General features: G+C 55.2%; 21 protein-coding genes. 14 read left to right on the forward strand and 7 right to left on the reverse strand.

Annotation, left to right across the window (positions count from 1 at the left end):
- The first annotated feature begins 151 nt into the window (after window positions 1–151).
- The 3 genes from sseA to PH7735_RS19720 all read left to right on the forward strand — a co-directional run bounded on the left by sseA (window position 152) and on the right by PH7735_RS19720 (window position 3505).
- Complete coding sequence (gene sseA / locus PH7735_RS19710; RefSeq protein WP_058313146.1) at window positions 152–1009, forward strand: 3-mercaptopyruvate sulfurtransferase; 858 nt, start codon at window positions 152–154, stop codon at window positions 1007–1009.
- The gene (locus tag PH7735_RS19715; RefSeq protein WP_058313147.1) at window positions 1009–2193 is read left to right on the forward strand and encodes an amino acid aminotransferase; all 1185 of its coding nucleotides are present in this window, start codon (window positions 1009–1011) and stop codon (window positions 2191–2193) included. Before sseA ends, PH7735_RS19715 begins: the two co-directional genes overlap by 1 nt.
- A gap of 118 nt (window positions 2194–2311) precedes the next feature.
- Window positions 2312–3505, forward strand: coding sequence for a patatin-like phospholipase family protein (locus PH7735_RS19720; RefSeq protein WP_058313148.1), 1194 nt, complete (start codon window positions 2312–2314; stop codon window positions 3503–3505).
- Between the two features lie 6 nt (window positions 3506–3511).
- Here PH7735_RS19720 and hemP read toward each other — a convergent pair whose 3' ends face one another.
- From hemP to PH7735_RS19730, 3 genes are all read right to left on the reverse strand, one after another.
- A complete protein-coding gene (hemP, locus tag PH7735_RS20450) occupies window positions 3512–3670 on the reverse strand; it encodes a hemin uptake protein HemP (RefSeq protein ID WP_082645340.1) in 159 nt (52 codons plus the stop codon).
- A gap of 279 nt (window positions 3671–3949) precedes the next feature.
- Window positions 3950–5284 (reverse strand): ammonium transporter AmtB, encoded by a 1335-nt coding sequence (locus PH7735_RS19725; protein WP_058313149.1) that lies wholly within the window; start codon window positions 5282–5284, stop codon window positions 3950–3952.
- Between the two features lie 23 nt (window positions 5285–5307).
- Window positions 5308–5646, reverse strand: coding sequence for a P-II family nitrogen regulator (locus PH7735_RS19730; protein WP_058313150.1), 339 nt, complete (start codon window positions 5644–5646; stop codon window positions 5308–5310).
- Between the two features lie 254 nt (window positions 5647–5900).
- Between PH7735_RS19730 and PH7735_RS19735 the strand changes: the two genes are divergently transcribed.
- Window positions 5901–8087 carry a transglycosylase domain-containing protein gene (locus PH7735_RS19735; RefSeq protein ID WP_058313151.1) on the forward strand — a complete coding sequence of 729 codons (2187 nt, stop codon included), beginning with the start codon at window positions 5901–5903 and terminating at the stop codon, window positions 8085–8087.
- A gap of 34 nt (window positions 8088–8121) precedes the next feature.
- Here PH7735_RS19735 and PH7735_RS19740 read toward each other — a convergent pair whose 3' ends face one another.
- On the reverse strand, window positions 8122–8715 hold the full coding sequence (locus tag PH7735_RS19740) for an MlaC/ttg2D family ABC transporter substrate-binding protein (protein WP_082645341.1): 594 nt from the start codon (window positions 8713–8715) through the stop codon (window positions 8122–8124).
- A gap of 1 nt (window position 8716) precedes the next feature.
- Window positions 8717–9490, reverse strand: a complete 774-nt coding sequence (locus tag PH7735_RS19745; protein WP_233488361.1) for an MlaA family lipoprotein — start codon at window positions 9488–9490, stop codon at window positions 8717–8719.
- Between the two features lie 169 nt (window positions 9491–9659).
- On the opposite strand from PH7735_RS19745, the gene PH7735_RS19750 reads away from it, so the two are divergent.
- The 7 genes from PH7735_RS19750 to PH7735_RS19780 all read left to right on the forward strand — a co-directional run bounded on the left by PH7735_RS19750 (window position 9660) and on the right by PH7735_RS19780 (window position 16143).
- Window positions 9660–11396, forward strand: a complete 1737-nt coding sequence (locus PH7735_RS19750; protein WP_058313153.1) for a type I secretion system permease/ATPase — start codon at window positions 9660–9662, stop codon at window positions 11394–11396.
- Window positions 11393–12709, forward strand: a complete 1317-nt coding sequence (locus tag PH7735_RS19755) for an HlyD family type I secretion periplasmic adaptor subunit (protein WP_058313154.1) — start codon at window positions 11393–11395, stop codon at window positions 12707–12709. The genes PH7735_RS19750 and PH7735_RS19755 overlap by 4 nt, the downstream gene beginning before the upstream one ends.
- An 80-nt stretch (window positions 12710–12789) precedes the next feature.
- Window positions 12790–13251 (forward strand): RidA family protein, encoded by a 462-nt coding sequence (locus tag PH7735_RS19760; RefSeq protein ID WP_058313155.1) that lies wholly within the window; start codon window positions 12790–12792, stop codon window positions 13249–13251.
- The gene (locus PH7735_RS19765; RefSeq protein ID WP_370737395.1) at window positions 13248–14015 is read left to right on the forward strand and encodes a glycerophosphodiester phosphodiesterase family protein; all 768 of its coding nucleotides are present in this window, start codon (window positions 13248–13250) and stop codon (window positions 14013–14015) included. Before PH7735_RS19760 ends, PH7735_RS19765 begins: the two co-directional genes overlap by 4 nt.
- Before the next feature lie 51 nt (window positions 14016–14066).
- On the forward strand, window positions 14067–15254 hold the full coding sequence (locus PH7735_RS19770; protein ID WP_058313209.1) for a GNAT family N-acetyltransferase: 1188 nt from the start codon (window positions 14067–14069) through the stop codon (window positions 15252–15254).
- On the forward strand, window positions 15251–15541 hold the full coding sequence (locus PH7735_RS19775; protein ID WP_058313157.1) for a 4a-hydroxytetrahydrobiopterin dehydratase: 291 nt from the start codon (window positions 15251–15253) through the stop codon (window positions 15539–15541). Before PH7735_RS19770 ends, PH7735_RS19775 begins: the two co-directional genes overlap by 4 nt.
- Window positions 15542–15669: 128 nt before the next feature.
- On the forward strand, window positions 15670–16143 hold the full coding sequence (locus PH7735_RS19780; protein WP_058313158.1) for an MOSC domain-containing protein: 474 nt from the start codon (window positions 15670–15672) through the stop codon (window positions 16141–16143).
- Window positions 16144–16273: 130 nt separating this feature from the next.
- On the opposite strand, the gene PH7735_RS19785 is transcribed toward PH7735_RS19780, so the two are convergent.
- Window positions 16274–16762: a peroxiredoxin gene (locus tag PH7735_RS19785; RefSeq protein WP_058313159.1), complete on the reverse strand. Its 489-nt coding sequence runs from the start codon at window positions 16760–16762 to the stop codon at window positions 16274–16276.
- An 86-nt stretch (window positions 16763–16848) separates the two neighbouring features.
- Here PH7735_RS19785 and PH7735_RS19790 point away from each other — a divergent pair, with 86 nt between their 5' ends.
- The 3 genes from PH7735_RS19790 (at window position 16849) to PH7735_RS19800 (ending at window position 19633) form a co-directional block, all read left to right on the forward strand.
- A complete protein-coding gene (locus PH7735_RS19790) occupies window positions 16849–18057 on the forward strand; it encodes an NAD(P)/FAD-dependent oxidoreductase (protein WP_058313160.1) in 1209 nt (402 codons plus the stop codon).
- The gene (gene rsmD / locus PH7735_RS19795) at window positions 18054–18614 is read left to right on the forward strand and encodes a 16S rRNA (guanine(966)-N(2))-methyltransferase RsmD (protein WP_058313161.1); all 561 of its coding nucleotides are present in this window, start codon (window positions 18054–18056) and stop codon (window positions 18612–18614) included. Before PH7735_RS19790 ends, rsmD begins: the two co-directional genes overlap by 4 nt.
- Before the next feature lie 158 nt (window positions 18615–18772).
- The gene (locus PH7735_RS19800; RefSeq protein ID WP_058313162.1) at window positions 18773–19633 is read left to right on the forward strand and encodes a DUF2189 domain-containing protein; all 861 of its coding nucleotides are present in this window, start codon (window positions 18773–18775) and stop codon (window positions 19631–19633) included.
- A gap of 68 nt (window positions 19634–19701) precedes the next feature.
- On the opposite strand, the gene PH7735_RS19805 is transcribed toward PH7735_RS19800, so the two are convergent.
- On the reverse strand, window positions 19702–20748 hold the full coding sequence (locus PH7735_RS19805; RefSeq protein ID WP_058313163.1) for a TRAP transporter substrate-binding protein: 1047 nt from the start codon (window positions 20746–20748) through the stop codon (window positions 19702–19704).
- Between the last annotated feature and the right edge of the window lie 215 nt (window positions 20749–20963).

Consider the following 20963-nt stretch of genomic DNA (forward strand, 5'->3'; position numbering starts at 1 on the left):
CGCGTTTCGCGGGTGATTTTGCGTTTCTTTAACTTCTGATCCATCGAATATGCGGGTTCTTGTCACAAGATCGGGCGCAAAGGGTCGTGCAGCTTGCGTCTGCGTCCCGCCGATAGTAGGCAGGTCCGTGACTCAATATTGGGGGGCAGACATGGCTCAGGATGATCCTCGCACGCTCGTGTCCACTGAGTGGCTTGCAGCACATATGAAAGACCCGGATTTGCGGGTCATTGACGCTTCGTGGCATATGCCAGCGGCAAAGCGCGATCCAAAAGCAGAGTACGAAACTGCGCATATTCCCGGCGCACGTTTCTTTGACATCGACGAAATTTCGGATTTGCGCAGTGACCTTCCGCATATGGCACCGCCCATCGAAAAATTCATGAGCCGGATGCGTGCCATGGGGGTCGGTGATGGCCATCAGGTTGTGGTGTACGACACGAATGGTGTGAATTCGGCCTGTCGCGTGTGGTGGCTGTTTCGCCTGATGGGGCAAAACGACGTTGCGGTTCTGGATGGAGGGTTGCCAAAGTGGCAAGCCGAAGGTCGCGCAATCGAAGACATGGCGCCGATCATTCGGGATCGTCACATGACAGTGCGTCGCCAGAACCATCTGGTCAAAGACGTTACTCAGGTGTCCTCGGCCTCGAAGCTGGGCGATTATGAAATCATCGATGCGCGCAGCGCGGAACGCTTCAAGGGTGAAGTCGATGAGCCGCGCGCGGGGCTGCGCTCTGGGCATATTCCAAGCTCGAAAAACGTGCCCTTCCCGACGCTGTTGACCAGCGACGGCACAATGAAAGACCCAGACACCCTTCGCACTGTATTCGAAGACGCAGGCGTCGATCTGTCCAAGCCCGCCATTACCACGTGTGGGTCTGGTGTGACCGCTTGCATTCTTGCCCTCGCGATGGAGCGTTTTGGCAAGACTGATTATGCCGTCTATGACGGATCCTGGACCGAGTGGGGGGCCTTTCCCACTCTGCCAATTGCCACCGGAGAAGCCTGATGCTGAACAATCTGAAACCACAGCCCGCAGACAAAATCCTCGCCCTTATGGCGTTGTATCGCGATGACCCGCGCCCCACAAAGATCGACCTTGGCGTCGGTGTTTACAAAAATGCCGAGGGCGTTACGCCGGTTATGCGTGCGGTCAAGGAAGCAGAGCGTCGGTTGGTTGAGGAGCAAACGTCAAAGGCATATGTGGCGCTTGCGGGTGATCCGGCCTATTCGAACGCAATGATCGAGCTGGTTCTGAACAACGTGGTCGATCGCGGACGTATCGCTGCGGTGGCGACACCGGGTGGAACGGGTGCTGTTCGCCAGGCTTTTGAACTGATCAAAGGGGTGAGCCCCGATGCGACCGTTTGGGTTTCCAACCCAACTTGGCCAAACCACGTGTCGATCCTGAACTATCTGGGCATGAACCACACCGCGTATCGCTATTTTGACAGCGAAACACGTGGCGTTGATTTCGACGGAATGATTGAAGATCTTGCCGGAGCCTCTGCCGGAGACGTGGTGTTGCTGCACGGATGCTGTCACAACCCGACAGGTGCGAACCTCAACCAGACACAATGGCAAACCGTTGTGGACCTGTTGAACGAAAAGGGTTTGATCCCGATGATCGACATTGCCTATCAGGGCTTTGGTGATGGTCTGGAAGAAGACGCTGCGGCGACCCGGCTTGTGGCCTCAAGTGTTCCCGAGTGTCTGATTGCGGCGAGTTGTTCGAAAAACTTCGGTGTTTACCGTGAGCGTACAGGGCTTTTGATGGCGATTTCGGAAGATGCCGGAAACACAGCGGTCACACAGGGCAACCTGAACCACCTGAACCGCCAGAACTTCTCCTTCCCTCCGGATCACGGCGCGCGCGTTGTAACAACCATCCTGACCGACGACGCGCTTCGCGCCGATTGGGCGGCCGAGCTGGAAGATACCCGTTTGGGCATGTTGCGCTTGCGTGAACAGCTTGCGAGCGAACTGCAGCGCGCCTCGGGATCGGATCGCTTTGGCTTCCTCGCACAGCACCGGGGCATGTTCTCGCGTCTTGGCGCATCGGCGGATCTGGTTGAGAGACTGCGGGCAGAGCATGGCATCTACATGGTGTCTGACAGCCGTTTGAATATCGCTGGCCTGAACGAAACCACTGTCCCGATCCTTGCAAAAGCAATTGTCGAAACGGGCATCTAAACCCGCACATACCGTTTTGAAAAGGCCGTCGGTGGAATGACCGGCGGCCTTTCTTTTATATCCAACGGGAAGTTTGGCGATATAACACCAATGACACTGGTTATGCGCAGTAGGTTTTATGTTTGCCGGAACGAAAACAGTTTGTGGTGTTTTGGGCTTCTTCATCCTGTTTGGATGTGGTGGGCAGCATGATCGCACCAGCGTCGCCCCACCTGCGGCCACGTATGAAAGCTTTGCGCCAGCCGGGTATCCTCATCCCATCCGCGTCTATGAAGATGCGGACGGCGACGAACTGGGGCCACTAATCGAGTATTATGAAACGGATGTGCTGCCGCCTTCCAAATCTACCAGAAAAGGCGGGTTGAACATTCTTGCCCTGTCTGGTGGCGGGCAAGACGGCGCATTTGGGGCTGGGATCTTAACTGGTTGGACACAAATGGGAAAAAGGCCCGTCTTTGATATTGTAACCGGTATTTCGACTGGTGCCCTTATTGCGCCCTTTGCATTTCTTGGACCAGAGTACGACGACCAGTTGCGGCATATTTATACCCAAACCTCAACCAGCGACATCGCGCGGTTTGACGTTATGGGCGCCATATTCGGGCGCGGGTATGTGGCCTCGACACGGCCTCTTGCGCAATCAATTGAAAATGAACTTGATGACGCGGTGATCCGCGCAATCGCCAAAGAGGCACGCAATGGGCGGTCGCTTATCATTGGGACCACTAACATCGATGCGGAACGTCCTGTTTTGTGGGACATCGGTGCAATGGCGCAGGTCGACACGCAAGAGTCCCATGACCTTATCCGTAAAGTTGTTCTGGCCTCGGCATCGATCCCGTTGCTGTTCGAACCCGTCAGCATTCCCGTCACGGATGGCACGACTGTTCGCGAAGAACTGCATGTTGATGGGGGCCTGACCCGAGAGATTTTTGTTTATCCCCCGCTATTTGATATGCGGGCCGCACTGAGCCGTCATGGTCTTGCAAGCCATCGCAATACGATCTGGCTCATCCACAACAAACGGCTCGAGCAGGACTACAAGCCACAAAGCACCCGTCTCAAAGACATGGCCTCGAGAACACTTGCCATGTTGATCCGGTCGCAAAGTATCGGGAACATTGCTTCCATCGGGTTCCTGGCCAAGCGCGACGGGCTTCACGCCAATCTCCAGTCCATTCCAGCCAGCTTTGAGGCGGTCCCCAAAGAAGTCTTTGATCCCGAATATATGAGCAGTCTGTTTCAGACCGGTTATCAATTGGGTTCAAATGACGAAGGCTGGTGGATGGATATTCAAAACTATTACGACTGAGCAGGCTTACTTTGTCAGGATCAATTTACCCGCGCGGGTGATCCGCAACGTATAGACCTGTCCGTCCAGTACAATCTGCGCAAGACCTTTGTCCCCGGTCAGAATGCGGGCGTCATGCAGGGGCATCGAGTTTAGAAGGTGGCTCATCGGTGTCTGGGCGTTCATTGGACAGCCTCATCAGTTAAAAATTCACAACAATATCCACAACGAACGGGCGCGTTTCCTGATTGGTCCTGTGGATGATTCGTGGCTGACCCAATGTGTCGGGCTGGCTGATGAGATAAAGATGACAAAAATAGTCGGAATAGTCAATCTTCTATTTCGGCTTCATTTGAATTCGGCGCGCAAAGAAATGGGTCGGTACTGAAAATGTGCACATGGGGGTAGAACGAAAAAGGCCCGGGTGTTTCCACCCGGGCCCTCTTTGATTTTGAAGCCAGCGGCTTAGCCGTTGGTGAACTCGGGATATGCTTCCATACCCAGCTCAGCCATGTCGAGACCGTTGATTTCGGTTTCTTCATCAACACGCAGACCCATGGTCATTTTGATGACGAACCAGACAACAGTCGAGGCAACCACGGTGAATGCACCGACTACGACGATACCGTACAGCTGTGCGCCGATGGTTGCGTCCGAGTTGGTCAGAACAACAGCGAGCGTGCCCCAGATACCAGCGATCAAGTGAACAGGGATGGCGCCAACAACGTCATCGATTTTCAGCTTGTCGAGCATTGGTACTGCGAAGACTACGATTACGCCGCCAACTGCACCGATGATTGTTGCCATGCCCAGCGATGGGGTCAGAGGCTCGGCAGTGATCGATACGAGACCAGCCAGCGCGCCGTTGAGCACCATGGTAAGGTCAGGTTTCTTGTACATGATCTGCGTCAGGATCAGAGCTGCGATTGCGCCGCCTGCTGCTGCAGTGTTGGTGTTCGAGAAGATGCGCGATACGTCAGCAACGTCACCTACAGTGCCCATAGCGAGCTGCGAACCACCGTTGAAGCCAAACCAGCCCAACCACAGGATGAATGTACCCAGAGTTGCGAGCGTCAGGTTCGAACCAGGCATTGGAACTGTACGGCCGTCTTTATACTTGCCGATACGTGGTCCAAGGATGATTGCGCCTGTCAGAGCAGCCCAGCCACCGACCGAGTGAACAACAGTCGAGCCAGCGAAGTCGAGGAAGCCTGCTGCGTCCAGGAAGCCACCGCCCCATTTCCAGGATGCCGACCAGGGGTAGATTACCGATGTCAGGATCACAGTGAAGATCAGGAAGGGCCACAGTTTGACGCGCTCGGCCATTGTGCCCGAAACGATCGATGCAGTTGCCGCACAGAACATCAGCTGGAAGAAGAAGTCCGAACCAGTCGACGCATAGCCATAGTCGTCAGCAGCGTCAGAAGTCACGCCGACAGCTTCGAGGATACCAGGACCCCAAACGCCGGACAGAACGCCTTCTACAGACCATGTGCCCAGTGGGTACATCAGGTTATAGCCGATCAGGTAATAGAAGATAGATGCGAGGCCGAAGAGGGCCATGTTCTTGGTAAGCTGCATTGCAACGTTCTTGGAACGTACAAGGCCCGCTTCCAGCATGGCAAAACCGGCTGCCATGAAGAACACCAGAAAGCCGCCGACCAGGAACAGCAGCGAGTTCAGGATGAAGACGGTGTCGGTCGAAGCGTTTACGCCAGCAACCGGTCCTTCGTCTGCAAGGCCCATAACCGGCAGCGCTGTAAGCGCGACGGGCAGAGCAATTTTCGTAAGAGTATTCATTGTTTACTGTCCTCCTGTGACGCTTAAATCGCGTCAGCGTCCGTTTCGCCGGTGCGCACGCGAACTGCTTGCTGCACGTCGAGCACGAAGATTTTACCGTCGCCGATTTTGCCGGTCTGAGCGGTTTTCGTGATTGTTTCGACCACTTGGTCTGCCATGGTGGCTGGAACAACCAGCTCAAGCTTGACCTTTGGTACAAAGTTCACGGCGTATTCTGCGCCGCGATAAATTTCAGTGTGGCCCGACTGAGAGCCGAAGCCCTTAATTTCGGTAACCATCATGCCGCGCACGCCGATTCCGGTCAGCGCCTCGCGGACCTCCTCGAGCTTGAACGGTTTGATTGTTGCGATAATCAGTTTCACCGTTTTCCCCTTTCCATGTGCAGGGTGTGTCCCTGCGTTTGCACCTGCAGAAAACCTGTGTGGACCGGGGAATCGAAGACTTTTGCTGCAAAAATCACCGTTACGTAGGTGTTAAACGCACAAAATTTGCACAAACTGTGCACGATGATTAAAAAATAAGCACAACAAATACGCAGGTATTTGCCAACACGGCTCTACATCTGCGAGTTTTCAGTCTAAAATGATCGAAAATAGAGTGCTGGGCAGTACCAAGTATGAGTGATTCAGGTCGTAAAAAGCCACCTTTGGTGGCCGAGAACCGCTATGGGAAGGCGTCTGCGCCCAAGCGAAAGGCATCGGCCAAGCCGAAACCAAAGCCAAAACCCAAAGCCAAACCAAAGGCCGCGCCCAAGAAAGCGGCAGCCAAACGCAAACCGGCCAAGAAGACATCGCGCAATCCGATTGTAGCCTTTGTGATTGGTGTCTGGCGCTGGTTCTGGCGACTTGTCTGGGCCTTCACGTGGCGGTCCGCCATGATCTTTGGTTTGTTTCTGGCGATTGCCGTCGGATATTTCTATTCAACTTTGCCCGATGTCGAAGAACTTTTGGACGGACGTGCGCACGGGTCCGTGACAATGCTGGACAGTGGCGGAGATGTCTTTGCGTGGCGCGGTGACCAGTTTGGCGGGATCGTCACCGCAGACAGCGTATCTCCTGACCTGAAGAATGCGGTTGTCGCAACCGAAGACAAACGCTTTTATTCCCACTTTGGCGTCAGCCCGCGCGGCGTCGCCAGCGCGGTGCGTATCAACCTGAGCGAAGGGCGCGGCCCCTTGTCGGGTCATGGCGGGTCTACCATCACACAGCAGACTGCCAAGCTTTTGTGCCTTGGCGTTGAATTCAACACCAAGGATTGGAAAAGCGAAGCCGAGTATGTGCGCGATTGTCGTCGCGGGTCCCTTTGGCGCAAAGTCAAAGAAGCGGTCTATTCGATCGCGATGGAGACCAAGTACACCAAAGACCAAATTCTCTCTATCTATCTGAACCGTGCCTATATGGGCGGGGGCGCCTATGGTGCAGAGGCCGCCGCGCAGCGGTACTTTGGCAAACACGCCGCCGTTGTGAACGCTGCCGAGGGCGCGATGTTGGCCGGTCTGCTCACCGCCCCTTCGTCGCTGGCCCCGACATCCAATCTGGGCAGGTCCCAAGATCGCGCGGCGACGGTTCTGCGTCTCATGAACGAGCAGGGATATCTGACGGACAAGGAAACGGTCTATTGGCAAGAGAACCCCGCCCAGCTGTCTCAGGCGGCCGAGGCAAAGGCAGGCGGCTATTTCGCCGATTGGGTTATGGCCTCTGGTCCCGAGTTTTTCACACGCAACACAACAGAGGATGTTGTGATCCGCACAACGTTGGACCCACGGGTGCAGCGCGCACTTGAAGAGGGCATGCAGTTTGTGTTCGAGAATAAGGTGCGTGAAGGTTCAAAGGCGCAAGCCGCGATTGTGGTAATGTCGGCGGATGGTGCCGTTAGAGGCATGTTGGGTGGTCGGGACACAAAGGTCTCGGGCGGGTTTAACCGCGCAACCCAAGCGAAGCGCCAAACCGGTTCTGCGTTCAAGCCGTTTGTGTACGGCACCGCGCTCGAACTAGGGTACAGCTGGGACGACACCGTGGATGATGCACCTTACTGTATGAATATCCCGGGATCGGGCGAATGGTGCCCACGAAACTATACCAACAAATACTATGGCACGGTGACCCTTACAGATGCGTTGAAGCGATCCTTGAACGTTCCCGCTGTGAAAGTGTCCGAGGCCGTTGGCCGCGATAACGTGCGGACCGTGGCATCGGACTTTGGAATCGACAACGCCTTGGCCCCCGGGCCGGCTTTGGCATTGGGCGCGTCGGAAAGCACCTTGTTGGAAATGACAGGGGCCTATGCAGGCATTCTCAACGGGGGATCATCTGTCACCCCCTACGGTTTGGTCGAATTGCGCCTTCAGGGTGAAGACGAAGCCTTGATGGGAACAGGGGGCGGAATTGGAGAGCGTGTGATTTCCGAAGTCGCCGCCCGCGAATTGATCTATATGATGGAAAAGGTGGTGAGCGAAGGCACCGGCATGCGCGCTCGTCTCGATGGTTGGCAAGTGGCGGGCAAGACCGGCACGACCCAAGCCGCCCGCGATGCGTGGTTTATCGGCTTTACCTCAGAATATGTGGCGGGAGTCTGGATGGGGTATGATGACAACACCCCTCTTACCGGCGTCACAGGCAGTGGGCTTCCTGCCGAGATTTGGCATGAGGCGATGAAACGCGTGCACGAAGGTGTCGATCCCGTACCTTTGCCCGCATTCGTGCCCAAACCCAAAAAGCCATCCCCCAAGCCCACCAAAAAGCGTGGCAATAAACTCGACGATGCGATCAATGGAATATTGCGCGATATCTTCGGGGGGAACTAAGCGAGATATGGCAAGAAAGCCAAAAGGCCGGGGGTTACCCGGCCTTTTTAAGATCCTGTGTCAGAAGATCGATGTTGCCTTTGCGCTTGTCCAGCATGGCTCCGATTTCTTCTTTTTCGCTCAACCGAAGACTGATGCCCTCGATAATCATGTCAAAGAAACGGGGCTTGCCCGATTTGTCAGAGACAAGGAAGTTGACCGAAAACGGTGCTTCGCCGCGCAATGTGGCAATCGATTGCACCTCGTGAAAGCTTTTGACCTTACGGGCGTCTTTCACTTCGATGTGGCCGCCGACAAACTCTTCAAAACGTTTTCCGTACTTGCGCGCGATATAACTCTGGAAGGCCTTCGTATAGGCGCTGAGCTGCGCACTTGATGCGCGGCGCGCATCTGCACCAAGGGCCGAGCGCGCAATCACTGGCACGTCTGCGTATTTGACGAAGATGCGTTCAAAGTCGCGGATCATCGAGTTCAGGGATTTGCCCGAAGAAATGACCTTGTTGATATCTGCAACGGCTTTATCAACCAGGCTTTTGGCTTGGGCGTCAGTCAGGGCAAACGCACCGGAAGGCAGCAAAGCCACCAAAGCCGAAGCGGAAACTGCACCCAAAAATTCACGGCGTTTCATGTCAGAAATCCTCGTACGGGTCCGAATAGGGGTCTGAATAAGGATCGAGATAGACATCTTCGCCCGACATTCCAAGTTCGAAGCGACGATTTTGTAGATAGAGGCTGCGCGCCTGACCATAACTATCGGCGCTTTCGTACAGGATAGAGTCGACGGTTGTGTCGTAATCATATCGTGTGCCCATCGAGTCCAATACATAGGCGACGATGCCGATATACTGTGTCGGGTCTTGGAAAATGACGACAAACGGGTTCATCGCAACGTCAACGAAAAAACCGACCGTGTCACGGGACGTGGATGGCCCGAAGAAGGGCATCTCGACATAAGGACCTTCGGCCATGCCCCAAACGTGCATGGTTTCTCCAAAGTCGGTGTCGCGCCGTTCCAGACCGATGTCAGCAGCCGGATCAAACAGACCGCCAATCCCGACAATCGTGTTCATGGCAAAGCGGCCGGTGTTGTGCAGGGCATCGCCAAACTCTGCCTGAAGCAGGTCGTTTGCGACATCGTTTGGCAGGGCGAGGTGAGCAGAGAAACGGCCAATGGTGTCTCTCACGCCGTGCGTGGTGGCGACTCCATAGCCGTCCGACAAAGGTGACACGAGATACGTATCAACATCTTTATTGAACTCATGCGTGCCCCTGTTCTCGGCCTCGTAGGGGTCATAGACACCTGTAGACGGGGCATTATTAGCACAGGCCGCAACAAACAGGGCAGCCGCAAGAACACCAGCACGGAAAAGTCTGTTGCTGAGAGATGAGTTACGCGAAAACAACAATAGAAATCCCGTGGTAAACTTCGTATCAGTCCCTGTAGACCATTCAGCAGCCAAGCCCAATGTCTCGTGGGGAATTGCAATTTTATGTGGCAGTTTGGAGACATTTGGTCTTTGTCGCAATCAGGTATTATGAATTGAACGATAATTAAAGGTAACAGGACAAAAGATGAGCAATCCGATGACCCAAGCGGGACAAGATGAATTGCGCGCAGCACGGCGCGAAAGCCGCGGCCTGTATTGGGCAGTTGCGGTATTCAGCTTTTTCGCGAACCTGCTCATGCTGACAGGCCCTATCTATATGCTGCAGGTCTATGACCGCGTATTGGGAAGCCGATCAGAAGAAACCCTTATTGCTCTCTCTTTGCTGGTCGCGTTTTTGTACGGCACGATGGGGATTTTGGACTTCGCGCGGGGCCGCATTATGGCCCGTGTCGGGGCACGGTTCCAATCCCGTTTGGACCGGCGCGTATTTGACGCCGTTGTCCGCAAATCTGCGATCAAACCCGATGAGCGGTCGCAGACAGGCCTTCAGGATCTCGAGTCTGTTCAAAGGTTGATGTCATCGCCTGTTCTGATGTCGATCTTCGATATGCCATGGACACCGTTTTTCCTCGCCGGGATTGCTCTTTTCCATCCTTGGCTGGGCATGTTGGCCGTTGGTGGTGGCGCGTTGCTGGTTTTTGCCACACTGCTGAACCAGCTCACCACACGCCAACCGGTGATGAAAGCCAATATGGCGACACATCACTCTGAAATGATAAGTCAGCAAATCCGCACCGAAGCCGAGATGGTTCAGGCGATGGGGATGCAGACCGCAGCTTTTGACCGTTGGCAGATCGCCCGCACAAAATCACTGGCCGAAAATGTTTCGGCGGCGGATCTTGGTGGCGGCTTCACAGCGGTGACAAAGACATTCCGCATGTTCCTTCAATCCGCGATGCTGGGTCTGGGGGCGTATCTGGTGCTGTTGAACGAACTGACACCCGGCGCAATGATTGCAGGTTCGATCCTTTTGGGGCGTGCGCTTGCGCCGATCGAAATGGCGATTGGCCAGTGGCCCTTGGTCCAGCGCGCGGGCAAAGGGTGGAGCAACCTTGAAATTCTTCTGACAGAAGTGCCCGAGCGTCAGCCGCGCACGGCGCTTCCTGCGCCAAAGGCCAATCTGGATGTGCAACAGCTGACGGTTGTGCCACCGGGAGATTCCCAAGCCGCGCTGCGCATGATCACTTTTACCCTGCGCCCCGGAGAAGCCTTGGGCGTTATCGGCCAATCGGGTGCGGGCAAGTCGACGCTGGCCCGTGCCTTGACCGGGGTATGGCGACCAGCAGGCGGAAAAGTGCGCCTTGATGGCGCGTCTCTCGACCAATACGACCCTGATGTGCTGGGCCAATATATCGGGTATCTGCCACAACGCGTGCAGATGTTCGAAGGCACGATTGCGGAAAACATCGCGCGCCTGTCCAAACAACCCGATCCGGAAAAGATTGTGGCGGCTGCGAAAAAGGCCGCTGCGCACGAGATGATTGTCAAACTGCCGGACGGCTATGACACCCGCATTTCCGCCAGCGGCGGACGTTTGTCGGGTGGTCAGATTCAGCGGATCGGTTTGGCGCGTGCTTTGTATTCGGACCCTGTGATCCTTGTTTTGGACGAGCCGAACTCGAACCTTGATAATGAGGGTTCGCAAGCGCTCAATCAGGCCATTCGCGTTATGAAGTCCGAAGGTAAATCCGTTTTGATTATGGCGCACCGCCCTGCGGCCATTCAGGAATGCGAGCTTCTTCTGGTTATCGACAACGGCATGAGCACGGCCTTTGGTCCGAAAGATGAAGTGATGCAGAAAATGGTCACCAACCACGAGAAAATCAAAAAAGCCGGCACCACCGGCGGAGGTGTGCAATGAGCGATGCCCATGACGTGAAGGCGGATTGGCCGGTTCGCAAATACATGCTGATCGGAATGTTTGGTCTGTTTGTTCTTTTGGGTGGTTTCGGCGTTTGGTCCGTCATGACCGAAATTTCCGGCGCCATCATTGCAGGTGGACGGATCGAAGTTGACCGCAACAGACAGGTTGTCCAGCACCTTGATGGTGGGGTGGTTGAAGAAATCCTTGTCGACGAAGGTGACACCGTCAAAAAGGGGCAAACGCTGATCACGTTGGATCCCACGATGCTGGCGTCGAACCTGTTGATCACCGAAAGCCAGTTGTTTGAACTGATGGCGCGTCGCGGCCGGTTGGAAGCCGAACGTGATGGGGAAACAGAGCTGGTTTTTGACGAAGAATTGCTGCGCATTGCGGCCAAGAACCCCGAAATTCTGGACATCGTCGAAGGCCAGCGCCGGTTGTTCCATGCCCGCAATGAATCCTTGGAACGCGAAGTTGAACAGCTTGGGAAACGGCGTGCGCAGATCGTGAACCAGATTGACGGGATCGAAGCCCAGCAAGCGTCTTTGGGTGTTCAGCTCGAGTTGATTGTCGAAGAACTGAAAGACCAGAACACGTTGCTTGAGAAAGGACTGGCACAATCAAGCCGCGTTCTGGCGTTGCAGCGGGAAGAGGCCGAGCTAAGCGGGTCTGTCGGAGAGCTGACAGCAACCAAGGCCCAGGCCGAAGGCCGTGTGACAGAAATTGATATCGAAATTCTCAAGCTGAATACGCGTCGTCGCGAAGAGGCCATCTCTCGTTTGCGCGATCTTCAATATCGCGAGCTTGAACTTGCGGAGCAGCGTCGCGCCCTGATCGAGCAACTGGCACGTCTTGAGATCAAGGCGCCGGTTTCGGGGATTGTATACGGCTTGCAGGTGTTTACGCCAAAATCCGTGTTGCGCCCTGCCGATCCGGTGTTGTTTATCGTGCCTCAGGATCGCCCGTTGGTGATTGCGGCGCAGGTTGAACCGATCCACATCGAGCAAATCTATATCGGACAGGAAGTAATCGTCCGGTTCAGCTCTCTGGATCAGCGCAACACACCAGAGCTTTATGGCACGGTCACCAGCGTTTCGCCGGATTCCTTTGAGGATCAGGCCACCGGCGCCGCCTATTATCGGGCGGAAATCCAGTTGCCCGAAGGTGAATTGGCCAAGCTGCCAGAAAACGTAACCCTCATTCCGGGCATGCCTGCCGAGAGCTTCCTGCGGACCGATGATCGCACGCCGATTGCCTATCTGCTGAAACCTCTGGCGGATTATTTCACCAAGGCATTCCGCGAAAGCTGAACCAAGGTTCGGATTTGGGCTTTCTTTAAGGGGCGGCGCATTCTAGCGTCGCCCCAAATTGTTTTCTAGGAGTCTGAACAATGAGCGCGATTGAAGCAAAACTGGCCGAACTGGGTGTGACCCTTTCCGAAGCTCCAGCACCTGCGGCAAACTATGTGCCTTATGTTGTGGTCGGCGACATCGTTTATGTGTCTGGACAAATCTCGATGGATGCCGATGGGCTGATCAAGGGGCGCCTTGGGTACAACATGGAAACAGCGGTTGGGGCCAAAGCCGCCAAAACCTGTGCGATCAATCTGTTGTCTCAGGTCAAAGCTGCCTGTGGCGGGGATCTGGACCGTCTGGTGCGCGTGATCAAGCTGACTGGTTTTGTTAATTCCACTGCGGATTTCACGGAACAGCCCATGGTCATCAATGGTGCTTCGGACTTTATGGTTGAAGCCCTCGGAGACGCAGGTCGCCATTCGCGTTCGGCCGTGTCCGCAGCAGCCCTTCCTCTGGGCGTGGCCGTTGAAATCGAAGGCATCTTCCAGATCAAGTGACCATGTTAGATTCGTCCTTTCTAAAACTTCCGCTGGCACATCGTGGATTGCATGATGTGTCAGACGCCCGCCCTGAAAACAGCCGCGCCGCTATTCGCGCGGCCGTCGCCGCAGGGTACGGTGTGGAAATAGATTTGCAGATGTCTTCGGATGGAACGGCAATGTGTTTCCACGACTATGACCTTGGGCGGCTAACCGAAGAAACAGGCCCCATTCGCCAGCGCAGCGCCGCGGACCTTGGCAACATTCGTCTCAAAGGTGGGGAAGAAGGTATCCCGACCTTTGCCGAAATACTCGAGATCGTTGATGGACAGGTGCCTTTGCTTGTCGAAATCAAGGATCAGGACGGGTTGATGGGAAGCAATGTTGGTCGTCTGGAACAAGCGGCTGCAAGGGATGCGCAAGGGTATCAAACTAGCTTGGCCTTTATGTCGTTTAACCCGCACAGCGTCGCGGCACTGGCCGATGCGGCGCCGGATGTTCCGCGCGGTATCGTGACGGACGGGTATCTCGCAGAAGACTGGCCGATCCTGCCGGCCAGAATTCGCGACACCCTGAGGGCCATTCCGGATTTTGATCGCGTGAAGGCCAGCTTTATCAGCCACCAGGCCAGCAGTTTGAAAACGACTGTTGTCGCAGACCTTAAGGACAAGGGCGTGCCCGTCTTGTGTTGGACCATCCGGTCGCCCGAAGCAGAGGCACAAGCGCGCGAGGTTGCCGACAATGTGACCTTTGAGGGCTACTTGGCCAAGATCCCCGCTTGAACCGTGCTCGCCTTGCACCAAGTATGAGAGGGCGAACAAGGAATGGATCCAATGGACGGCGCACCGATTGAAATCGAGATGCATCAGGGGCTTGGGACAATTGCAGCCAGCGATTGGGACGCCTGCGCCTGTCCCGAAGCGGTGGCGGGCGGGCGCGCGAACGATCCTTTTACGACTTACCGGTTTTTGAAAGCCATCGAGGACAGTGGCTCGGTCGGGCCCGGAACCGGCTGGCAACCGCGATACCTGACAGCACGCGCCAACGACGAGGTGATCGCCTGCGCTCCGCTCTATGTAAAGTCCCATTCACAAGGCGAGTATGTTTTCGACTATAGCTGGGCCCATGCGTACGAAAATGCGGGTGGTCGGTATTATCCGAAAATGCAGGTCGCGGTGCCGTTCACGCCGGTTTCCGGTCGTCGCCTGCTGACGCGACCCGGTTTTGAAACGACCGGCAAAGCGGCGCTTGTTCAGGGGATGGTTCAGGTGGCCGATGACAACGAACTGTCCTCTCTTCACCTGACCTTTTGTGAAGAAGACGAGGTCGACGCGGGCCAACAAATGGGGCTGTTGCACCGCACAGCACAACAGTTTCACTGGCTCAACGAGAATTACCAATGTTTCGATGAATTTCTCGCTTCGTTGTCGTCCCGAAAGCGCAAAAACATTAGAAAAGAGCGCCAGAAAGCACAGGCCTTTGGGGGCGAGATCCTATGTCTGTCGGGTGAGGAAATCCGCCCGGAACATTGGGACGCCATGTGGCGGTTTTATCAGGACACCGGCGCGCGAAAGTGGGGAACGCCCTATTTGACGCGCGATTTCTTTGACATGGCGCATGACACCCTGCGAGATGACATCTTGCTGATCCTTGCAAAAAAGGATGGGCATTACGTTGCCGGTGCAATGAACCTTATTGGCCAAGAGGCGCTTTTTGGCCGGTACTGGGGGTGTGTAGAAGATCATCCCTGCCTGCATTTCGAACTATGCTACTATCAGGCAATGGACTGGGCGATTTCGCATGGTCTCGGCCGTGTCGAAGCCGGCGCACAGGGAGAGCACAAGCTGGCGCGGGGGTATCTGCCCGTCACCACGCATTCGTTGCATTGGATGCGGGATCCGGGATTTGCCGACGCCGTGGCGCGGTTTCTGGAAGCCGAACGCGAAGCCGTTGCCGAAGAGATCGAGGTGATGACGGCTTGGGGACCATTCCGAAAAGATAAGACGGAGGACCACGAATGAGCGAGAAACTTAGCGACGCCGCAAGAGATGCCATGCTGGGCCCGTTGTTTGAAACGGGTTGGGAAATGGTCGACGGGCGCGACGCCATTCGCAAAACATTCAAATTCGACAGCTTTATCTCGGCGATGGGATGGATGACCCAAGCGGCAATCTGGGCCGAGAAATGGAACCATCATCCCGAATGGTTTAATGTATACAGTAAAGTCGACGTCGTTTTGACGACACATGATGTCGCCGGGCTGAGTGCGCTTGACGTCAAACTGGCGCGAAAGATGGACTCGATTTAATCGCATCGACCTGTCATCCCGCCGGGTGCCAAAGTCGGCATGCAACAAACCCATCGATTACCGGGTGAGGGGCCGCTTGCGGTTCCTGTATCCATTGGAACGAACGACGAAAAATCCGGGGGCCCCAGATGTGGCAAGGTAAACTTTTGCATATCCATACGACACCTGCCGTGCGAGAGCCGATGGTTGCGCAGCCAACCGCGCAGCTTATCGAAGGGGTAGGGGTTGAAGGGGATCGATATGCCATTGGCACAGGAAAATACTCTGCCTTTCCTGATATCCGCGAGGTGACCCTGATCGAGATCGAGACGCTCATCGCGCTCAAGCGTGATCACGACATTGACCTTGCGCCAGAAGAGCATCGCAGGAACCTAACCACAGAAAATACACCGCTTAACCATCTTGTTGGTAAGAGGTTCTGGGTTGGAAATACCTTGTTGGAAGGGGGGCGTCTGAACACGCCCTGCCGGTATCTGGATTTGGTAACAGGCAAATCGGTAAACGATATCCTTGTGCACCGGTCTGGTCTGAACTGTTATATCGTAAAAGGCGGTCAAATTAACGTCGGCGACAGTATTTCACTCGACAATGCCAGCGCCTGATTGGGGGGTAAGCCGGTAGCCTTTTTCGCAAGGCCGCGAAGGGATGATCTTTTGCAAAAGAAAAGCTCCCGAAAAAAAATCGGGAGCTTAAGGTCGCGTTTTTCGAAAGTGGTGCGACGTCACATACGCCTTAGAGCGCTTCGAGAAGACTTTCGCCCGCCGTGAAATTGCACACGCCGCGCTCTTGTTCCTCTTGAAACCAAGTCACCGCTCCGTCTTCGACAATGGCGGCGAACCGGCGGGTTCTGTTTACAAAGCCAACGGGAGGTGCCGAAAAATCGAGGCCCATGGCAACCGTCAATGTGCCAACCGGATCTGTAAGCATGGTAATGCCTGCTTTGGCTGCGCCTGTCTCACGGTCCCAAGCATCCATGACCCATGGATCATTCACGGACATGCAAATGATCTCGTCGACGCCTTTGGCCAAAATGGCATCCGCGTTCCGGATAAAGCTGGGCAAATGCGCGGCAGAACAGGTCGCGGTAAAAGCGCCGGGAAGACCGAAAAGGGCAATCTTGCGCCCCTTGGTCAACGTGTCGAGGGCAACTGGTTCGGGGCCAGCCGTGCCAAGCTTCATCAATTCGCCAGCAGGCAGCGGGTCACCCACAGAAATCGTCATCTCAAGTCCTTTGTTCGTTTGCGTTTTCCTTCCCCGAGGATATAGGCTCGCCCTCGGAAAAGAAAACTCAAACCCTTGGGGTAAGCATGAAAAACGTTGTTGTGATCGGTGCGGGACAAGCAGGGTCTTCGTTGGTGGCAAAGCTGCGCAATGGTGGCTTTCAAGGCAAGGTAACCTTGATCGGGGAAGAGCCTGTTGCCCCATACCAACGTCCACCACTGTCGAAGAAGTATCTCTTGGGTGAAATGGAGCTGGACCGCCTGCTGCTGCGCCCTGAAAGCTTCTATTCGGACAATGCGATTGACCTTCATCTGAATGAAACGGTTCAGTCGATCGATACCGAAAATCAGGTTGTGACTGTGGCTGACCAGCCCATTAGCTATGATGAGTTGGTGCTGACAACCGGTTCGGTGCCGCGTCGTTTGCCCGCCGCAATTGGCGGAACGCTTGAGGGTGTTTACGTTGTGCGTGACCTCAAAGATGTAGATTCAATGGCCCCCGAATTTTCAGAGGGCAAGCGTGTTCTGATTGTTGGCGGAGGGTATATCGGTCTTGAGGCGGCCGCCGTCGCGGCGTCGCGCGGTCTGAAAGTGACCTTGGTTGAAATGGGCGACCGCATCCTGCAACGCGTAGCGGCGCCGGAAACGTCTGACTATTTCCGCGCCTTGCACAAAGCGCACGGCGTAGAGATTCTGGAAGGCGTCGGGCTGGATCATCTGATCGGCGAAGGGCGCGTAAACGGCGCGAAATTGACCGATGGTGCGCAGATCGATCTGGATTTTGTGATTGTCGGCGTCGGGATAACACCGGCAACGGCTTTGGCCGAGGATGCTGGTCTTGAAATCGAGAATGGGATCAAAACCGACGCACAAGGCAGAACGTCTGCCGCACATGTCTGGGCCGCAGGGGATTGCGCCTCTTTCCCCTACAAGGAAAGCCGGATTCGTCTCGAAAGTGTCCCAAATGCCATCGATCAGGCAGAGGTGATTGCCGAAAACATCATGGGTGCCGAAAAAGACTATGTGGCGAAGCCATGGTTTTGGTCCGATCAATACGACGTAAAACTGCAAATCGCAGGATTGAACTCAGGATATGATCGCGTTGTGACACGCAAAGGCGAGGGGGCTTCGGTCTCGTTCTGGTATTACCTTGGTGAACAACTTCTGGCGGTGGATGCCATGAACGCGCCGCGTGACTATATGATCGGAAAGCGGCTGATCGAAGGCGGGAAATCACCCTCCCCCGAGATGATTGCGAACCCCGACACCGATATGAAAGCGTTGATGAAACTGTGAGGATCATTGCCGGAACATTTCGCAGTGTGGCTCTCGCCAGTGTCGGAAAAGGCGACGCTGGCGCGCACCTCAGACCCACAACGGATCGGGTGCGTGAAAGCCTGTTTAATGTTTTGATGGGGGGCAAATTCGGTGATCCCATCACAGGGGCAAGGGTGCTGGACCTTTTTGCCGGAACGGGCGCTCTTGGTCTTGAGGCTTTGTCGCGTGGGGGGGATTGCGTGACCTTTGTCGACGACGGGCGCAAAGCACAAAGCCTGATCCGTGAAAACATCCGCAAAACACGCTCACAATCATCGGCGAAACTTATCGCTCGAGATGCAACGCATCTGCCTGAAAACGATGGCGCCCCATATGATTTGATCTTTTTGGATCCCCCTTACGGCAAAGGTTTTGGGAGTACGGCCCTTGCAGCAGCATCCGCTGGCGGATGGGTTGCCAAAGACGCCTTGATTGTCTGGGAAGAAAATACACCTCAGATCGCGCCGGACGGATTTGACTTGCTGGACACACGGAAATACGGCGACACGCATGTGACCCTTCTGGAAGCTGTCTAGCGCCGTCAGAACTGCGCTCAAGCGACCGTGAACCAAACCATCCCAAAAATGTGATAGACTGAGATATCGCAGGCCGCCATCGGGTCGGTTCTGTTGATCATCTCGACCGGCCCTGCCTTTTTGGTGTTCGGCCTGCCTTTTCAAAAAGGGAGGTTGGTATGGTTGAGACAATTGGAAATCCATTATCCTGGAGCGCCAAGGCCATTGCAGGCAGTGGTCGCGCCGCAGAAGACATTGCGACCCATCTGGGAAGTGATGCGCGGGTGTCGCCGCGTGTCCACAGGATCGAGGTGCGCGATGTGTTTCGCGCCTTGCGGCTTGGGCTGGACGATATGATGCGGTTTCGCACGGATGTCGTCGCCTTGGTTGCGGTCTATCCGTTGATTGGTGTTTTGTTGAGTGTGATGGCCTTTGAAATGGCTTTGTTGCCCGCAGTATTCCCGATGGCAGCCGGATTTGTCTTGCTTGGCCCCGTCGCAGCGATTGGAATGTATGCATTGAGCAAACTGCATGAGGCAGGGGAAAACCCCTCTGTCTCGAAAACGATGCAGTTGTTGAAAGCCCGAACCACAGGCCCGGTTATTGTGCTGGCAGGGTATCTTGCAGCGGTTTTCGCACTGTGGATGGTCTGTGCGATGTGGGTTTACGGCGCAACACTGGGGCCAGAGCCTCCGGTCAGCGCAGGGCAGTTCGTAAACGACGCCCTCACCACGCCGCGCGGTTGGAGCATGATCTGGATCGGATGCGGAATCGGCGCGATCTTTGCGGGTCTTGTACTTGTGACCTCACTGGTCAGTTTTCCGATGTTGGTGGATCGCCCTGTTGGTCTGCCGGTTGCCGTTACAACTTCGGTGCGTGTTGCCGTGAAGAACCCCTTGGTGACAGCTGTTTGGGGGGCAACAATTGCCTTTGGCATGTTCTTGGGCAGCTTGCCGATATTCATCGGGTTGATTCTGGTTTTGCCGGTGCTGGGGCATGCAACATGGCATCTCTATCGCAAAGCCGTCAGCTTTGACTGAACGCGATGCGCGCAAAGAAAAGGGCCGCCAAATCTCTGGCGGCCCGGTTTATCGATGTGGAGTGGGGATTAATATTCCCGCCCTGAAACATCTCGGGTGACGGCCACTGCGGCACGAGCATCTTCAACTAGCGTTGCGCCATCGAGACCCTTTGAGGTGACTTCCGCGATCCAGTTCGTAATGACGGTATCGCCAAGCCCCTGGATGCGGGCTGTTTCGCTTTCGCTCAAGGTGGAGATTTCGTTGCCAGCCGCTGCCATGACAGCTTTGCCGTCTTTGTCGCCGATATCATGCGCGCGCCCCGCCCAGGCCGAAGCAAAAAAGCCGGAGTTCGCATCGATCACAGCCTTCAGATCATCGGGTAGGCTGTTGTACTTGTCTTTGTTCATGGCCCAGATGAAATAGAGGTTATAGAGCGATTTGTCGCCCGCAACGTCCGTATGGCTGTCGGTCAGCTCGTCAAGTTTGAGGCTGGGCGACATTTCCCAAGTGATTACGCCCCCATCCACAACACCTTTGGACAGTGCTTCAGGGAAAGCGGGCACGGGCATGCCAATCGGGGTGGCGCCGACTTCTTTCAACAAAAGCGTGGCCGGGCGCGAAGGACCGCGGAGTTTCAAACCGTTAAAGTCTTCCACAGTTTGCACCGCGGGCCCCTTTTTGTGAACAAGTCCGGGGCCGTGCATATGCGCGGCAATAACGTGGACATCACGAAAGTCGTCCATCAGGTGTTTTTGCGTAAAGATCCAAGCCGCCTTCGAGGCTTCTTCGCCCGACTTCGTGACCATGAAAGGCAGTTCCATAGCTTCCGCTTCGGGGAAACGACCGGGTTGATACCCCGGAATGACCCAGCCACCATCAATGGCGCCATCACGGATCAGATCATATTGGCTGGGGGCTTTGCCACCAAGTTGCATGAAAGGATACAGTTCGACCTTGATACGGCCATTGCTGTCCTTCTCAACCTTTTCGGCCCATGGGCCAATAAAATAGGTCGGGTTGGCCGACTTTGGCGATACAAAGTGCTGGAAGCGAAGCGTTACTTCCTGAGCAAATGCGTTGGTTGCGGTAAGCCCCAAAAGGGCAGCGAGGGCTGCGGATTTGAGTGTGTTCATATCGCGAGCCTCCTCTTCATGTGATGAACGTCAAGCAATGCTGCTGCATCGCGGCGTGCCTTATTTATAGGGATCACTTCGATCAGTTGCAAATGGTTCGCAAAACATTCGTGGCGATCACTAAGTGTCTAGTGTATTGATACTAATTCGAAAAATTTGACCGTGTGGGAAAAATGGTTCCAAATTCACATTGACAGAAAACGCAAAGAATCAGC

It is taken from the genome of Shimia thalassica, from assembly GCF_001458215.1.
Lineage (GTDB): Bacteria > Pseudomonadota > Alphaproteobacteria > Rhodobacterales > Rhodobacteraceae > Shimia > Shimia thalassica.

Coding starts and splice junctions, on each gene's coding strand:
- PH7735_RS19750 (WP_058313153.1), top strand. CDS start 9,660: ATGAGCAATCCGATGACCCAAGCGGGACAAGATGAATTGCGCGCAGCA.
- sseA (WP_058313146.1), top strand. CDS start 152: ATGGCTCAGGATGATCCTCGCACGCTCGTGTCCACTGAGTGGCTTGCA.
- PH7735_RS19725 (WP_058313149.1), bottom strand. CDS start 5,284: ATGAATACTCTTACGAAAATTGCTCTGCCCGTCGCGCTTACAGCGCTG.
- PH7735_RS19790 (WP_058313160.1), top strand. CDS start 16,849: ATGAAAAACGTTGTTGTGATCGGTGCGGGACAAGCAGGGTCTTCGTTG.
- PH7735_RS19805 (WP_058313163.1), bottom strand. CDS start 20,748: ATGAACACACTCAAATCCGCAGCCCTCGCTGCCCTTTTGGGGCTTACC.
- PH7735_RS19775 (WP_058313157.1), top strand. CDS start 15,251: ATGAGCGAGAAACTTAGCGACGCCGCAAGAGATGCCATGCTGGGCCCG.
- PH7735_RS19715 (WP_058313147.1), top strand. CDS start 1,009: ATGCTGAACAATCTGAAACCACAGCCCGCAGACAAAATCCTCGCCCTT.
- PH7735_RS19720 (WP_058313148.1), top strand. CDS start 2,312: ATGTTTGCCGGAACGAAAACAGTTTGTGGTGTTTTGGGCTTCTTCATC.
- PH7735_RS19735 (WP_058313151.1), top strand. CDS start 5,901: ATGAGTGATTCAGGTCGTAAAAAGCCACCTTTGGTGGCCGAGAACCGC.
- PH7735_RS19770 (WP_058313209.1), top strand. CDS start 14,067: ATGGACGGCGCACCGATTGAAATCGAGATGCATCAGGGGCTTGGGACA.
- PH7735_RS19760 (WP_058313155.1), top strand. CDS start 12,790: ATGAGCGCGATTGAAGCAAAACTGGCCGAACTGGGTGTGACCCTTTCC.
- hemP (WP_082645340.1), bottom strand. CDS start 3,670: ATGAACGCCCAGACACCGATGAGCCACCTTCTAAACTCGATGCCCCTG.
- PH7735_RS19780 (WP_058313158.1), top strand. CDS start 15,670: ATGTGGCAAGGTAAACTTTTGCATATCCATACGACACCTGCCGTGCGA.
- PH7735_RS19740 (WP_082645341.1), bottom strand. CDS start 8,715: ATGAAACGCCGTGAATTTTTGGGTGCAGTTTCCGCTTCGGCTTTGGTG.
- PH7735_RS19800 (WP_058313162.1), top strand. CDS start 18,773: ATGGTTGAGACAATTGGAAATCCATTATCCTGGAGCGCCAAGGCCATT.
- PH7735_RS19755 (WP_058313154.1), top strand. CDS start 11,393: ATGAGCGATGCCCATGACGTGAAGGCGGATTGGCCGGTTCGCAAATAC.
- PH7735_RS19785 (WP_058313159.1), bottom strand. CDS start 16,762: ATGACGATTTCTGTGGGTGACCCGCTGCCTGCTGGCGAATTGATGAAG.